This window comes from Flavobacterium pallidum (assembly GCF_003097535.1).
Classification (GTDB): domain Bacteria; phylum Bacteroidota; class Bacteroidia; order Flavobacteriales; family Flavobacteriaceae; genus Flavobacterium; species Flavobacterium pallidum.
Genome location: NZ_CP029187.1, coordinates 220,592 through 236,710 on the forward strand (window position 1 = coordinate 220,592; position 16,119 = coordinate 236,710).

13 protein-coding genes are annotated in these 16,119 nt (G+C 47.1%); all 13 read right to left on the bottom strand.

Annotation, left to right across the window (positions count from 1 at the left end):
• Nucleotides 1-66 precede the first annotated feature (66 nt).
• Nucleotides 67-846: an enoyl-CoA hydratase-related protein gene (locus HYN49_RS00840; RefSeq protein ID WP_108902352.1), complete on the bottom strand. Its 780-nt coding sequence runs from the start codon at nucleotides 844-846 to the stop codon at nucleotides 67-69.
• A 37-nt stretch (nucleotides 847-883) separates the two neighbouring features.
• Complete coding sequence (gene paaD, locus HYN49_RS00845) at nucleotides 884-1,384, bottom strand: 1,2-phenylacetyl-CoA epoxidase subunit PaaD (RefSeq protein ID WP_108902353.1); 501 nt, start codon at nucleotides 1,382-1,384, stop codon at nucleotides 884-886.
• A 113-nt stretch (nucleotides 1,385-1,497) separates the two neighbouring features.
• Nucleotides 1,498-2,265: a 1,2-phenylacetyl-CoA epoxidase subunit PaaC gene (paaC, locus tag HYN49_RS00850; protein WP_317045879.1), complete on the bottom strand. Its 768-nt coding sequence runs from the start codon at nucleotides 2,263-2,265 to the stop codon at nucleotides 1,498-1,500.
• Between the two features lie 54 nt (nucleotides 2,266-2,319).
• Nucleotides 2,320-2,604, bottom strand: coding sequence for a 1,2-phenylacetyl-CoA epoxidase subunit PaaB (gene paaB / locus HYN49_RS00855; protein ID WP_219928760.1), 285 nt, complete (start codon nucleotides 2,602-2,604; stop codon nucleotides 2,320-2,322).
• A gap of 64 nt (nucleotides 2,605-2,668) precedes the next feature.
• The gene (gene paaA, locus HYN49_RS00860) at nucleotides 2,669-3,607 is read right to left on the bottom strand and encodes a 1,2-phenylacetyl-CoA epoxidase subunit PaaA (RefSeq protein WP_108902355.1); all 939 of its coding nucleotides are present in this window, start codon (nucleotides 3,605-3,607) and stop codon (nucleotides 2,669-2,671) included.
• A gap of 28 nt (nucleotides 3,608-3,635) precedes the next feature.
• Entirely contained in the window at nucleotides 3,636-4,709 is a 1,074-nt protein-coding gene (gene paaE, locus HYN49_RS00865; protein WP_108902356.1) for a 1,2-phenylacetyl-CoA epoxidase subunit PaaE, read from the bottom strand.
• Between the two features lie 80 nt (nucleotides 4,710-4,789).
• Nucleotides 4,790-5,359 carry a TetR/AcrR family transcriptional regulator gene (locus HYN49_RS00870; RefSeq protein WP_108902357.1) on the bottom strand — a complete coding sequence of 190 codons (570 nt, stop codon included), beginning with the start codon at nucleotides 5,357-5,359 and terminating at the stop codon, nucleotides 4,790-4,792.
• Nucleotides 5,360-5,630: 271 nt separating this feature from the next.
• Nucleotides 5,631-10,646, bottom strand: a complete 5,016-nt coding sequence (locus HYN49_RS00875; RefSeq protein ID WP_108902358.1) for an Ig-like domain-containing protein — start codon at nucleotides 10,644-10,646, stop codon at nucleotides 5,631-5,633.
• 70 nt (nucleotides 10,647-10,716) lie between these two features.
• On the bottom strand, nucleotides 10,717-12,171 hold the full coding sequence (locus HYN49_RS00880) for an SUMF1/EgtB/PvdO family nonheme iron enzyme (protein ID WP_108902359.1): 1,455 nt from the start codon (nucleotides 12,169-12,171) through the stop codon (nucleotides 10,717-10,719).
• Nucleotides 12,172-12,515: 344 nt separating this feature from the next.
• On the bottom strand, nucleotides 12,516-13,160 hold the full coding sequence (locus tag HYN49_RS00885; RefSeq protein ID WP_108902360.1) for a response regulator: 645 nt from the start codon (nucleotides 13,158-13,160) through the stop codon (nucleotides 12,516-12,518).
• A 1-nt stretch (nucleotide 13,161) separates the two neighbouring features.
• Complete coding sequence (locus tag HYN49_RS00890) at nucleotides 13,162-15,102, bottom strand: tetratricopeptide repeat-containing sensor histidine kinase (protein ID WP_181368987.1); 1,941 nt, start codon at nucleotides 15,100-15,102, stop codon at nucleotides 13,162-13,164.
• Between the two features lie 63 nt (nucleotides 15,103-15,165).
• Nucleotides 15,166-15,450: a hypothetical protein gene (locus HYN49_RS00895; protein WP_108902362.1), complete on the bottom strand. Its 285-nt coding sequence runs from the start codon at nucleotides 15,448-15,450 to the stop codon at nucleotides 15,166-15,168.
• A gap of 153 nt (nucleotides 15,451-15,603) precedes the next feature.
• A complete protein-coding gene (locus HYN49_RS00900) occupies nucleotides 15,604-16,119 on the bottom strand; it encodes a DUF6252 family protein (protein ID WP_108902363.1) in 516 nt (171 codons plus the stop codon).

Below are 16,119 nucleotides of genomic sequence, written 5' to 3' on the forward strand. Positions count from 1 at the left end.
AGGATTTTAGGATTTTAAGACTTAAGACTTCATTGTCTTAAAATCTTACAATCTTATAATCTGTTTTTATTTCCCTTTAAATACTGGTTGTCTTTTTTCTACAAATGCGGTGACGCCTTCATTATAATCATACGATTTCGCCGATTGAATCTGCAATTCGGATTCGAGGGCGAGTTGTTGCTGCAGGTTATTTGTCATGGATTCGTTCAGCAATCGCTTTGTCAGGCCCAATGCTTTTGTAGGCATGTTTGCCAATGTCACTGCGAGTTTCGAAACTTCTTCTTCGAATGATTCCAATGGAAATGTTTTATAAATCATGCCCATTTGCAACGCTTCCGCAGAAGTTACCTTGTCACCCAACATCATGAGTGCCATGGCTTTCTGGAAACCGACCAATCTTGGCAGGAAGAAAGTTCCCGCGCTGTCCGGCACCAATCCTATTTTGCTGAACGCCTGGATGAATGCCGCATTTTCTGAAGCAACGACGATGTCACACGCCAAAGCGATATTGGCTCCGGCTCCGGCAGCCACGCCATTCACCGCTCCGACAACAGGCTTTTCAATGGTTCTTATTCTTTGTATGATCGGATTGTAATGTTCTTCAAGGATTTTGCGGAAACCCGGCATTAATTCCGGCGTGGTGACTTCTTTTAAGTCCTGTCCGGCGCAAAACGCTTTTCCCGACCCGGTGATTACAATCGCGCGGACGGTATCATCCGATTGGCATTCGTCGAGTGCAGCCTGCATCTCCAAAGCCATTTCGCGGTTGAAACTGTTGAATACTTCGGGGCGGTTTAGGGTTATAAAACCGATGTTGTTTTCTATTTTAAGTACAATTGAGCTCATATTTCTGTTCGCAATTCGTAATTTCTAATTCGTAATTCTATTTCAGGCATTTAAAATAATCAAACGGTTCCTGGCAGTCCTGACATTGGAAAAATGCCTTACATGCCGTGGAGCCGAACTGGCTGATCATTTTTGTATTGTGTGAGCCGCATTGCGGGCATTTCACTATTTTTTTATTCCCGAGTAAAGCGTCCAAATCAGCTTCAGGTTCCAATGGGGCAGCGATGCCGTATTTTTCCAATGCATCCCTGCCTTTGGGCGTAATCCAGTCGGTGGTCCATGCCGGGGACAATACGAGACTGACTTTGCTGTCGAAGCCTTTTTCTTTCAGTGCTTTTTTAATATCATCACCGATTACATCCATCGCGGGACAGCCACTGTAGGTTGGTGTGATTTTTATTTCAGCTACACCATCCTTCATTGCTGCTGAGCGCACTACACCCATTTCCATAATCGACAGTACAGGAATCTCGGGATCGGAAACCGATTCGAGGATTTGGGCGAGTTTGGGGTCGATATGTGGTTGTGTGTCTGTCATTTCATTCTAGTTCGGAACCCTAGCCCCGATTGCAGCAGAAATCCTTTTTACAATGTAGCCTGCGGAATTGTAAAAAGATTGCAGCGGAAAGCGGGAAACAGCTCCTCAAAAAACTACCAGTTCATATCCGGATAGGTGCGTTGCATGTACTGCAAATCGGCCAGCAGGTAACCCATATGTTCGCTGTGGATCCCGTGCTTGCCGCCTTTCTGGAAATATTTCATATCCGGAACCTGCAATGTCGCTTCTTCCAGGATTTGTGTGATTTTAGAAAAGAACGCGGCTTTTAATGTTGTTACATCTACCCCTATACCTTCAGAAACCATGGATTTGTCGGCATCGGTCTGGTGGAACAATTCGTCAGTGAATGTCCATAAATCGTTGATTGCCGTTTGCATCCTTTGATGACTTTCTTCGGTACCGTCGCCAAGCCTTTTCACCCAATCCGATGAAAAACGGTGGTGGTAACTGACTTCCTTAATGCTTTTTTTGGCAATGGCAGCAAGCGTTTCGTCTTTGCTGTGCTGCAATTCCTGCAAAAGCAACAGGTGGAAGGCATCGTATAAGAACTGCCTGCCGATTGAATAGGCAAAATCGGTATTGGGTTGTTCTACCAGTAATACGCTCTTGTATTCCCTTTCGTTACGCAGGAATGCGATGGTATCTTCTGTCGCATCGCCACCTGAAAGCTGTGCAGCGTATTGATAATAACTGCGTGTCTGACCGAGCAGATCGAGTGCGATATTGGTCATGGCAATGTCGACTTCGAGGTTTGGGCCGTGACCGCATAGCTCTCCGAGGCGCTGGCCGAGGATGAGTGCATTGTCTGCGATACCGTAGATGTATTGGACTAGATTCATTTTATTTGGTTCAGGGTTCAGGGTTCAGGGTTCAGGGTTTGACTTGCACCCTATACCCTGAACCTTGTACCTATTTTACATATGCTTTAATTCCTCCGGCAATTCGTAAAATGTCGGATGGCGGTATGCTTTGTCTTTTGCCGGCTCGAAAAATTCTCCGTTGTTTTCCGGGTTCGAAGCCGTGATTTCGCTTGATGGGACTACCCAGATGCTGACGCCTTCCATTCTGCGGGTATACACATCGCGGGCATTTTCCAAAGCCATTGTTGCATCGCTCGCGTGGAGGCTTCCGCAGTGGCGGTGTTCGAGTCCGTTTTTAGAGCGGACAAATACTTCGTAAAGTGGCCAGTTCTTCATAATCAATAGTTTACAGTCGCAGTCGCAGTCGTAGTTCTGAAAACTGCGACTGCGACTGCCAACTCATTTATGCTGTTTCTAATTGCTCTTGTTTCTCCGCATACGCCATTGCGGCATCGCGTACCCATTCGCCTTTGCTCCAGGCATTGCGGCGGGCATCCATACGGACTTTATTGCATGGGCCGTGGCCTTTTACGACCTGCCAGAATTCGTCCCAATCCATTTCGCCGAAATCGTAGCGTTTGGTTTCTTCGTTCCATCTTAAATCCGGGTCCGGAATCGTCAATCCGATAAGGTCGGCTTGCGGAACAGTTTGGTCTACAAACTGCTGGCGTAATTCGTCATTTGTTTTGCGTTTCAGTTTCCATTTCATGGATTGTTCGGTGTGCACAGATTCTGCATCAGTTGGCCCAAGCATCATCAGCGATGGCCACCACCAGCGATTTAATGCATCCTGTGCCATAGCTTTTTGTTCGGGTGTACCATTGGCTAACGTCATCATGATTTCGAAGCCTTGTCTTTGGTGGAAACTTTCTTCCTTGCAGACACGAACCATAGCACGGGCATAAGGACCGTACGATGTTGCCGTAAGCGGTACCTGGTTGATAATTGCCGCACCGTCAACGAGCCAGCCGATGGCACCCATATCAGCCCAGGTTACGGTTGGGTAATTGAAGATAGACGAATATTTAGCTTCGCCGGAATGCAGTTGGTCGTATAATTGTTCACGGGAAATCCCTAAGGTTTCGCAGGCACTGTATAAATATAAACCGTGTCCGGCCTCGTCCTGGACTTTTGCCAGCAAGGCTACTTTTCTTCTCAATGAAGGCGCGCGTGTGATCCAATTGCCTTCAGGGAGCATGCCGACGATTTCGGAATGGGCGTGTTGGGAAATCTGGCGGATGTGCGTCTTGCGGTATTTCTCCGGCATCCAGTCTTTCGGCTCAATCTTTTGGTCATTTGCGATTTTTCTTTCGAATTCCGCTTCGAGTTCCAGTTCTGACATAACTTTAAGGTTTAGTTATTTATTTTTTCTAAGCGCCGAAATCAACCACAACTTTCTCTGAAGTCGGTACGGCCTGGCAGCTTAATATATAATTTTTCGCCACCTCGTTTTCGTCGAGGGCATAATTGATTTTCATTTCTACGGTTCCTTCGACGACTTTGCAACGGCAGGTACTGCATACGCCACCTTTACAGGCAAATGGCAGATCGGCACCGGCCGCAAGTGCGCCATCGAGGATGTTATCATAGTCGTCCTCCATGATGAAGTGGAATTCCTTTCCGCCATCGATGATGGTGACATCGGTACCTTCTACTTTCTTTTCCAATATCCTGCTTACACGGGCTTTATCTTCTTCAGAGGTTCCGGTATTGAAGAGTTCGAAGTGGATTTTCTCTTTTGATAAACCTGCCGCCGTCAGTTCGTCACGGATCAGGAAAATCATCTGTTCCGGGCCACAGATGAAACATTCGTCTGTTGTACCTATATCGATAAGGCCTTTAATGATGGTTTCCATTTTCTCTTTGGTGAACCGGCCATTGAACAATTCAATGCTACGGAGTTCTTTTGTAAGGAAATGGAATATTTCGAGACGTCCGAAATAACGGTTTTTCAGCTGCTCGATTTCTTCCTTAAAGATAATTGATTTTACGCTGCGGTTCAGGTAAAACAGCCTGAAAGTACAATTTGGTTCTAAAGCCAGATGTGTTTTCATAATGGAAAGAATCGGGGTGATACCGCTTCCGGCAGCAAAAACGATGTAATTCTTTGCTTTTTCAGGCTCAATCGGTGTATTAAAGACACCGTTTGGCGGCATAATTTCGAGTGTATCGCCTTTTTTCAGTGTTTCATTCACAAACGAAGAAAACAGTCCCCCATTAATCTTTTTGACGGCAACTTTCCATTGGTCTTCGACAGGGCTGGAACATAAAGAATAGGAACGGCGGACTTCCTGCCCGTCGACATGGGCTTTCAATGTGAGGTGCTGCCCATGAGAATATTTAAAGTCGGATTTCAATGCTTCCGGAATTTCAAAGGAAATGACGGAACAATCCTTCGTTTCCTTATAAACATCCTGCACTTTTATATTGTGGAACTTTGCCATATGGATAATACAACGTTTGATTTTAACTAACACTTGTTAGTTTACTATGCAAATTTAGTAATAATTTCTTAATGTGAAAGTTAAATTATACCATGCAGCAGAATTTCCTTTAGATTCTTTTCCAGGATGTTAGCTGAGAAATCCTTCTTTTTCCCATACCAAAGATACAGCGTCCGGATGGTGGAAAGTATCGTGAAAATCATCACTTCAGCATTGTGGTTCCTGATTTCGCCATGGGCAATGCCTTTTTTGATAATGCTACGGAAAATGTCTTCGTATTCTTCGCGCATGTGCAGGAAATACTGCAATTGCGTATCCGGCAAATGCATCCAGTCGTTGTTCAGTGACGCCAAAGCTTCCGGATTCCGTACTGTAATATCGATGTGGAGCTGGATGACCTTTTCGATCTTGCTGACCGCAGATTCGTCCGACGCTTCTATCATACGGATGGTGTGCGTGTATTCCTCGGCAATTTCAATAATGATGAGCTCGAGGATTTCCTGCTTGGATTTGATGTGGTTGTAAAGGCTAGCCGCTTTAATATCCAAAGCCTGGGCGATGTCGCGCATGGTCACGGCACTGTAGCCTTTCTCTTTGAAAAGTGAGGCTGAAATGTTGATGATTTCGGATTTGCGGTCGGTGGGTTTCATGGTTGGTAAATGTAATTGAATTTGTCGAAAGTCAAAAGTCGGAGTTGACGCTTGATATATACGAGGGACCGCGCGAGGGATTCCTACGGCAGTTGCTCCGCTCATGTGAAGCGGAAAGCCCGCAGCGCAGCGGGGACTAAAGCCGAAAGCCCGGCCCGTAGGGCGCGCCATAATTAGTATTCAGTGGGCAGTAGCAGTTGGCAGTAGTACCCATATAAAAAAAAGAAAACCACCCGAAGGTGGCTTTCCAAACAAAACAGGGAACAAGATGTTACCTCTTTATAATCTTGATGGTTTTGAAAAGGTTGTCTGCGGAAACCTTTACAAGATATGTCCCTGCGGCGAGGTGTGACATATCGAGCCTGGTTTCAGCGGTACCGATTTTCTTATCCAGTACGATTTGCCCGATCATGTTTATGATCTGGACATTCGCGATATTTTGTGAATAAGAAACGTTCAGGAAGTCGGTCACCGGGTTCGGATACACATTCAATACATCCGATTGCAGGTTGTCGACATTTAAACAAGCCCCGGTAGTTACCGTAACGGCCAATCTCACATCGCTGTCGCAGCTGCCATCGTTTTGGGAAGCATAATATGTTGCTCCATTTACGAGTGGTGCGCCATCGGCGATAAGATTTCCGTTTGAGGGCGCGTCATACCAGCTGATGTCGTTACCGCTTACGAGCAATTGCCCGACGGTTTCGCCATTACAGAAGGTTTGGTTTGCGTTTCCTGTTGGTGTTGCCACAATATTAACTGTAGCGGTGACCGCAGTACGGGTTGACACACAGGTTCCGTTTACCGCCTCAGCGTAAAAAGTGGTCGTGCCGCTTAGCGCATTGGTTTGGTATAAACTTCCGGTCGACAATAAGGTACCTCCTGTGGGTTGGTCATACCAGTTGACAGTGCCTGCACTCGAAATGGCTTCAAGCATCACATCTCCGCTGCCGCAACGTGAGGCGGGAACAGTGGAAATGATTTCAGGATTGCTTATTGTTGCTATTACTGCAGTTCTGGGAGAATTACATCCTATCGCCCTGGCCTCAACATAATAAGTTGTAGTTACGGCAATTACCGGTGTGGCAAAAGTGGTTCCTGTGCCCAATAGTGAACCGCCAGTTGGCGCAGCATACCATCTCAGGTTGCCTGCACTTGCCGTTGCGCTTAATGTTACTGAACCAGCATCACAACGTTCTCCCGGCGTAACTGAAGTTACTGTTGGCGTTACGTTTACAGAAGCCAGGACTGCAGTACGTACAGAAGTACAATTTCCATTAGTTACTTCAACATAATAAGTCGTTGAAGTATTCATTGAAGGTGTTGCAAAACTGTTTCCTGTGCCAATGGCAGTGCCTCCCGAAGGTGCAGCATACCAATTCAGTGTACCAGAATCGGCAGTCGCCTGAAGGGTTACGCTGCCGGAATCACAACGTGAAGCCGGAGTGGTCGACGTGATTTGCGGTAGGGCATCAACAGTAGCCAATACGGCAATCCTTGCAGAAATACACGTTCCGTTTACTGCTTCAACATAATAAGTTGCTGTTGCTGAAAGGACAGGCGTATTGAATGACGTTCCGGTTCCCAATACGGTGCCGCCATTCTGGACGCTGTACCAGTTCAAAGTTCCTGAACTTGCAGTAGCCCCAAGACTAACGATACCGTTTCCGCATCGCTGACCAGGAACGGTTGCTGTTACTATTGGTGCAGCTGTTATGGTTGCCGTAACGGCCAGCCTTTCAAAACTGTCGCAATTGCCGTCGTGCTGTGAAGCATAATACACTGTCCCGTCAACGAGCGGTGTGCTGTTGGAAAGCAGTATGCCGCCGGTTGGTGCGTTATACCATGTTATATTTGTACCATTAGCCACCAGCTGGCCGATCGTAGCTCCGGAGCAGAAAGACTGGCTCGCGCTTCCTGTTGGGCCTTCCAGAAGATAAACATCCGCTTCAACTGCCACTCTCGAAGAAGTACAGCCGCCATTGACTGCTTCTACATAATAGAAAGTTGTTTCACTGATCGATGGTGTCGTGAATTCAGGTCCTGTGCCAAGCAATACGCCACCTGTTTGGGCGCTGTACCAGTTCAGGGTACCAATATTGCTTTCAGCTTCGATTACCACTTCACCCACGCTGCAACGCCCGGCAGAAGTCGTGCCTACAACTACAGGCATGGTATTTAAAGTAGCCATAATGCTCACCCTTGGTGAAATACAACTTCCATTAACCGCTTCAACATAGTACGTTGTTGTGGCAGAAAGGAAAGGCGTATTGAACGACGTTCCGGTTCCTAATATGGTACCGCCCGTCGGTACGTTATACCATCTGAGTGTTCCCGCACTGGCAGTTGCACTGAGGTTTACAATACCATTCCCGCATCGTTCTCCCGGAACGGTGGCTGTTACCGATGGCGTGGTGTTTACCGATGCAATAACCGCAATACGCGCAGACACACAACTTCCGTTTGCTGTTTCCACATAATAAGTTGTGGTTGTACCTATAGAAGGAGTGATGAAAGTGCTTCCGCTTCCAATAGCGATTCCACCATTCGCTACATCAAACCAGCTGATAATTCCCGCGCTGGCTGTCGCTGTTAAAGTGACCGTACCGGCATCACATCTGCCGGAAGGCGTAGTATTTGTAATAACAGGAGTAGCACTTGCTGTTGCCAAAACTATTGTCCTTGCAGAGGTGCAGGTTCCATTTGTAGCTTCAACATAGAAGTTGGTATTGCTGCTGATCGCAGGTGTTATGAAAGATGTTCCTGTACCCAATACAGTGCCGCCATTCGGGACGCTGTACCAGTTCAAAGTTCCTGAACTTGCAGTAGCACCAAGCGTTACGCTTCCTGAATCACAACGGCCCGCCGGTGTAGTGGATGTAACTGTCGGTACCGGATTGATGGTTGCCAGCACGGCTACCCTTGCAGAAGTACAGCTTCCATTCACAGCTTCAGCATAGAAATTCGTATCGGCACTGATCGCAGGTGTTACAAAAGAAGTTCCCGTTCCTAACACACTTCCGCCTGTGGATACATTATACCAATTGATGGTTCCTGCTGTAGCAGCGGCACCTATTGTCACACTTCCTGAGCCACAACGGTTGCCCGGCGTAGCTGCACTGATTACAGGTGTAGCATTTACAGTGGCCGTAACAGCAGTTCTTGGCGATGTACAGTTTCCGCTCACGGCTTCAACATAATAAGTAGTCGTAGCGCTGACGGACGGCGTAACAAAATTATTGCCTGAACCCAATACACTGCCGCCGGTCGGCACATCATACCAATTCAGTGTACCGGCGCTTGCCGATGCACTCAATGTTAGCGTACCGGTATCACAACGCGACGCAGGCGTAGTGGTGGTGATCGTTGGCATTGTGCTTACGGTGGCCGTTACGGCAGTTCGTGCAGAAGAACAACTTCCGTTTACAGCTTCAACATAATAAGTAGTTGTTACGGCGATGTTCGGAGTTGCGAATGCTGTTCCGGAACCTAATATAGTTCCGCCGACAGCTATTCCGTACCAGTTCAGTGTACCGGCACTTGCGGTAGCACCGAGCGTTACGCTCCCAGTCCCACACCGGCCTGCTGGTATAGTTGCTGTCACCGTTGGTGTAGCCGTAACCGAAGCGATTACAGGGACACGCGTGGAGATACAGCTTCCATTGGCAGTTTCAACGTAGTATGTTTTTGTAGCGCTGATCGACGGCGTGATAAAGTTGGTTCCGTTGCCGATGGCAGTTCCACCATTAGCCACATCAAACCAGCTGATCGTTCCCGCACTGGCAGTGGCGCTCAGGGTTACCGTACCTGCATCACATCTGCCGGAAGGCGTAGTGCTTGTAATGGCAGGAGAAGGACTTGCAGTTGCTAAAACGACAGTCCTTGCAGACGTACACGTACCGTTGGTAGCCTCCACATAGAAATTCGTGTTGCTGCTGATAGACGGTGTTACAAAAGAGGTTCCGGTACCCAATACAGTGCCGCCATTCGGGACGCTATACCAGTTTAAAGTTCCTGCACTTGCAGTAGCAACAAGCATTACGCTTCCTGAGTCACAACGGCTTCCCGGAGTAGTGGAAGTTACTGAAGGTACTGAATTTATATTGGCTAAAACAGCTGTTCGTGCTGAAATACAGCTTCCGTTGGCAGCCTGCACATAATAAGTAGTATCGCTGCTGATTGATGGCGTGGCAAAAGAGGTCCCTGTTCCCAGGGCCACCCCTCCGTTTGCTACGTCAAACCAGCTTAAAGTACCCGCACTTGCCGTGGCACCCAATGTCACGGAACCCGTACCGCAGCGTGAACCCGGCGTGGTTGCCGTAACCGTCGGCGTGGTATTTACCGTAGCGACTACAGCGGTACGTGCAGAGACACAGCTTCCGCTGGCGGCTTCCACGTAGAATGTAGTAGTTGTGTTGATGATCCCGGTTGGAAAAAAAGTCCCTGTTCCTAGTATCGAACCGCCATTGGCAACATTATACCATCTTAGTACGCCGGCGCTTGCAGTAGCCTGAAGGTTGACTACACCCGCATCACAGCGGGAACCCGGAGTTACGGAAGCTACGGCAGGAATGGCAGTTACAGTGATGTAACCCGCAATGGTTTTGGTATTGCTTCCGTTGTAGTTTGTCGCGGTTAAACTTACGGCATAAGTCCCCGGCGCATTATACGTCACCGAAGGATTTTGTACCGTTGAAGTAGCGGGTGTACCGCCAGCAAAGGTCCAGCTCCATACGAACGGGATGTTTGTCGAGGTATCCGTAAAATTGATGCTTCCGCCTACGCAGGTTGCCGTGGCAGATGCCGTAAAGTCGGCGACCGGTGGCGTAACTGGACAGCTTCCGATAACATCCAAAGCAAATCCATCATCGGCACCGCCGAAATAAGCATAGAATTGATTCGGGGTACCGCACGACACGGCCAAAAGATCATCCACGTGGGCACTGTCCTGCTCCCCGCCCATATAGGCAAAGAACGAAGGCGGTGTCCCGCAGGCAGTAGCGCTGAGTTCCTCGACACCGGCACTGTCGTTATCCCCGCCCATATAGGCAAAGAACGAAGGCGGTGGAGCGCTGCAGCTTGTATTCATCAGGATATCGACGGTCACATTATCGTCTGTGCTTCCGAAATACGCATAGAAATGCGGTGGCACGGGGCACGAAGTTATCCCAAACCGATCGGTTGATGCGCCTGCAGCGTCACCTCCATGGTATTGGGAATACGATGATGCGGCGGACAATATCAATGCCACGAATACAATTATATAATGGTTAATTGTTTTCATCATCTAATTTGAATTTAAAATTGTTGTCATTTTTAATATGATATCCATCAGGATACCGGCTCAAATTAAATGATTACCTCACGCCTCTTCCTCCGAAACTCGGGTATCTTGTAGCATCTACAGTAGTAACACTGGCCCTGTCTGAAGTACGGACCCTGACAGCAGCATCGATATAACTTCCGCCCCTGAATCCTGTTCCGGCAGCAGTTGTTGGAGAAGGCCATGTCGATTGATTGGCATCACCGTTTGGCGCAATTGTACCATCACCATTATTTCCTGTAAAAGTTACGCCTGAGGTGGTGGTATTCACAATATGCTCCCATACATTTCCACCCATTTCCATAGCGCCATAAAAACCTGCGCCTGCAGAAGATCTTCCCGAAGTTCCGGAAGCGAAAGCCCCTACTCTTACAGGTCCGTAAACTCCATTTCCGCTTCCTACACCAAATGCACACATTCCATTAGACACCGGTGTGAAAGTTTCGTTTGGCAGGTAGTCATTGATTAATCCGCCTAAAGAACTGTAAACCTGTGTCAGATCAGTAGTTCCCCATGGATATTCTCCCGCTACGCGCGGCATGCTGCCACGGCATACCTTCTCGTATTCCAATTCTGTCATAGGACGCAAAGCAGCCCAATCAAGATAGGCTGACAAATCTCCCCAGCTTAAGTTATTGGCAACAATGCTTTGCCCGTCATCACTGTTGTTTTCGACACCTGCAGAAGCATCACAGGCATAAACCGCCGGAATGGCCGCATTATTCCCCGGAGTGGAAATGATGATTCCGTTCCTGTATGCAAAACTGCCAAACATGACGTAAGTGCCTGTTGGGCTGATCGGGTCACTGAAAGTGTGGGCTTTTTGCTGATCATAAGTCAGTGAATTCAGGTATTCAACATATTGCAATTGAGAGATTTCATTTTTCATGCAATAGAAAGAATTATAACCTGTAGGATAAGTATTTGGGATAGTCGCTGAACCACCGCCGATAGCCGCAGCCGAGATACCCGAAGCCTGTGAAGTTGAATTCACGGTGATGCTGTTGTAAGTCCCGGTGCTGGTACCGTCGCCAACCTCGAAATTTCCCTGGGGCACGTTTACCATTTCAATTCCATAAACCTTATAGTTATAGGTTCCTGCAGGAATGGTCATTTTTAAGGTAACCTGTGTTGGTGCCACTGTGCCGCCACCCAGCGAGCTTCTTCTTACGAATACACCCCTTCCGTCAGTAACGGGATCTACCTGTAAAGGTGAGGATGTCGAGTGATCTGCGCCAGCTGTGCTTAAACCTGCATGGGCCCATACACGGGTATTACAATCCTGGTATTTTATAAAAACCCAAACCGCGTCCCAGTTGGCAGGAGCTACATTGGCATTCCAGCTGTTTTCCCAGCTAATGGTAAAAGTGATGTTTGACCCAACAACCGACGTGCCGGTAATCTGTACATTATTTGCGCGGGATATTCCGACCGCAAACAGGAGCATGAAGCTCAGGGTAATTCTTGAAAATAAAGTCTTGGTTTTCATCTTATTCTTTTTTAAAGTTATAAGACAAAGCTAGGTGAGAGATGCGCGTGCTGAAATACGTACTAATTCGTATATTGAGTTGCTGATTGCTGAGTTGCTGAGTTGCTGAGTTGCTGAGTTGCTGAGTTGCTGAGTTGCTGAGTTGCTGAGTGCAAAAATAAAACATTCAGGCAACACCGGATTAAATCTGAAGTTTTTACGTCCGGATACGACAGACCGCGCGAGGGATGGAAGCGGCATCCTTTTTTAATCCCGGAGGGTTAAAAAAGATAGAGCGGACAGCCCGGCCCGCAGGGACGCGCCATAATCTGTATTCCCTGAGCAGTGGTAAGGGTGGTGATTTGTTAGATCAGTTTATTGTTTTTAGCCTTCTCGACCGCTTCCAATTTATTGTGGACCTGCAATTTGGTGTAGATATTTTCTATATGCTTGCGGACCGTACTGGGCGACAAAAACAGGTTTTCTGCAATATTGTTATAATTCAACCCTTTGCTGAGCTGCTCCAAAACCTCAATTTCGCGTTGTGAGAGCTTGATGTCTTCCGTACCCGATTTTTCAAAAGGTACCGGGTCACGCAGTAATTTCAATGTCTTGAAAGCGATGGACGGATGCATGGCCGCCCCGCCGTTCATCGTTTCAATAATCCCCTGGTATAAATCCTTCGGGTTGATTTCCTTGAGCAGGTAACCGTCGGCACCGGCCTTGATGGCGTTGAAGATGTTCTCGTCATTATCAAACACGGTCAGCATGATGATCCTGATGTGCGGGTATTTTGACTTGATGATCCCTGTGGCTTCGATCCCGTTCATTTCCGGCATTTCGATATCCATGAGGATCAGGTCGATATTGCGGTTTGCCTGTAGTTTTTCCAATAAATCCTGGCCGTCGCAGGCCACGCACCTCACGGCAAAATCGTCGAAGAACGAAAGTTTCTCCTGGACGGTCCTGATCAGGAACGAATTGTCATCGGCTATGGCTATCTTAATCATACTAGGTGTTTAATGCTTCTTTTTGCAGGTTGATGCTGACGCGCGTCCCGGTTCCGGGTGCAGAATCGATCTCTGCAGCCCCGCCGATGCTGCGGATGCGTTTTTTCATATTGTGCAATCCGTTTCCGTTGATGGCCGTTTCCATATCAAAACCGTTTCCGTCATCGATAATTTCGATGCTTATCCCGTCTTGATTTTCAGCAATCCGGACCAAAATCTCTGTAGCATTCGAGTATTTAATGGCATTGTTCACGGCTTCCTGGATGGTCCGGTAAATGTTCATCCCAACAATCGAAGAGCAAGCAAGGTGGCTGAGTTTTTCATCAATTTCAAAACGAAAATGAATGCTTTCCGCAGCGATTTTCGCTTTCTCAATAAAATTCATGATCCGCATATGCAGGTCTTCAAATGTAATGGCATCGCTGTTCATCGCCCAGATCGTGTCGCGCAGTTCGATAATTGTGGATTGTGTAAACCCGCTGATGTTGTCAAGCTTGCCGTTCAGTTTTGAATCCTTGAGATCGAAAGCAAATTTCAGGTTATCGACCGATGAAATGATAAAGGTCAATTGTGCCCCGATATTGTCATGTAAATCGCGGGAGATGCTCAGGCGTTGTTCCTGCAACTTATTCTGCATTTCAATTTTCGCAATCGCTTTTTCAAGACGGTGTTCCTGTTCCTGCTGCTTGTTGCGCAATTTCTGCTGCCTGTAAATCAATGCTGCGCCGGCAATGGTGGTGATTACTAAAAACCCTAAAATCATCAGCCAGAGGTTCCGCTGCTTGGCTTCAACTTCCTTCAGGAGCAGTAATTTTTCTTTTTTCTCGGTCTGGTATTTGGCATCGAGTTCAAAAATCGCTTTGGTTTTTTCCTTTCTGAAAAGGCTGTCTTTTCCGATACTGTAAAGGTTGGCATATTCATACGCTTTTTGAAAATGGCCTCCTTTGGCATAGGCTTTCGCCAGATTCTCATTGGCCATAGTTTCCACCAGTTCCGCATCTGATTTTTTCGCGGATGCTTTGGCTTTTTCTGAAACCGCTATACTTTCCGCAAATCTCTTTTGCTTGATAAGGCATTGGGCATAAGCATTTCCGGTGTTGGCGACTTCAAACCAGTTTTCGAATTTCTCGTGCTGCGCAATTGATTGCTTATAATATTTATCTGCGATATCGAATTGGTGCAGGCTGTCATACACCATCGCCATATTCCCTATCGGATAAGCGGTGTAACGGTCATACCCTAATTTCTGGTAGCCTTTGCGGGCCATTTCGGAATATTTCAGCGATTCCTTATACCGGGAAAAATTGATCAGGATCGATCCCAGGTTTCCCGACGACACCGTAATCCCGAATTCGTCTTTTGCCTTGACATAAAAATCATAAGCCTTGCGGTAGTACGTCAGCGCTTTCTTATAATCCTCATGCGTTTTATACACAATGCCGATGTTCGTATAGGTCATCGCCTGCTTGCTGATGTCGTTCTTCTTGTCGTAATAATACAGCGCCTTGAAATAATTGTTCAGCGCCTGCTGGAAATCGCCTTTAGTATCAAAAGCAATCCCGATATTGTTGTAAGAATCGGCGATGCCAAGGGAATCCCTGATCTTCATGCGGGATTGCAAAGATTTTCGGTGGTAGACTACGGCAGAATCCAGTTCGCTCCGGAACTGGAACGTGTTGGCGATCGCATTATACGCCATCGCGATACAGGAATCACTCTTGATTTTCTTAGCCATTGCCAATGCCTGTTTCCCATACGAGAGCGCCTGGTCGAGATCGCTGTAACTGTACTCGTCGGACAAATAGCAGAGCGTATGGAATTTCTGCTGCCCGGTTTGCTTTTTCAATGCAATCTTCAGGCTGTCGGTTTTGGAAGTTTGGGGATTTTGCGGATGCATCCATGATGCCGTGAGGAACAGCACCAGTGCAAATAATGATTTCATGTGAAATGTTTTGGCTTTCCCCATAAAAGTATTAAAAAATTCTCAACGCAAAAGTTTCCTGCCTCATTCTATCAGATTGTTTTTGGCTAAAGTGTCCAGCAGTTGGTATTGGAGCGAAAGGATCTCTGCTCCTATCCGTTTTTGCGAAGTACGCAGCGTTTCCTTTAAATCATCGGCCATTTGTATACGCCCATCCTGGCTCGCCTGGTTTTCGAGTAATGTAACAATCATCGATTCATAAGCGGCGGTCTTAAGCTGGTGCGCTTTTTTTGATTTCCTGAAATCAGCAAACACAAGCCCGATAAGCACGAGATTGACCAACAGCAAGGTAAGAAGGAAAGGTGTCATAAGCTGAAAATTAAATAATCAATCAGGAAAAAATGTCCTCTTCAAAGCAGGAATGTCATTCCGTTTGAAAAGGACAAATCACACAAAACAAGTAGCTTGATTCCGGAGCGGCCATGCCATTACACAAAGCACGGCAGTCCGGGAAAAGTATTTTTAGAATTCTAAGTTGAACGCACCATTGGTAATTGCTTTAGTAGCACCCGCGTCACTTGTTCCGGTAAAATTAAAAGTACCTACAATCTTAGCGTCAGTCAATTCTGAAACGGTGATAGAACCCATCACGGCGTTTCCTTCAGTTGGAGCCACATAAGTGACAGAAGCTTGTGGATTCTGGATGTTGGTATCAACATAAGATCCAATAATAGAAATCAGATTTTCACCACCAATTTGGTAAGTACCTGTGGCTGAAACGCCATGCAATGTCAGGCTGATTGCCTTACCCGAGGCGTCAGCACCAAGCATCGTAATCGTGGTAGTTCCACCGGCAGTTATCTGGCTTACCTGCGTTCCCTGCGTCATTGATGTAAAAGAACTACCGCCAACTTTTGCGGTGATAGTACCAACCGAAGCTGTTCCGCCTCCGCCGCCATCACTGTCGCTGCTGCATGACAATGCCAGGAACATTACGGCAATAAGGCTCATTTTTGAGATCATTTTGAGTGTTTTCAT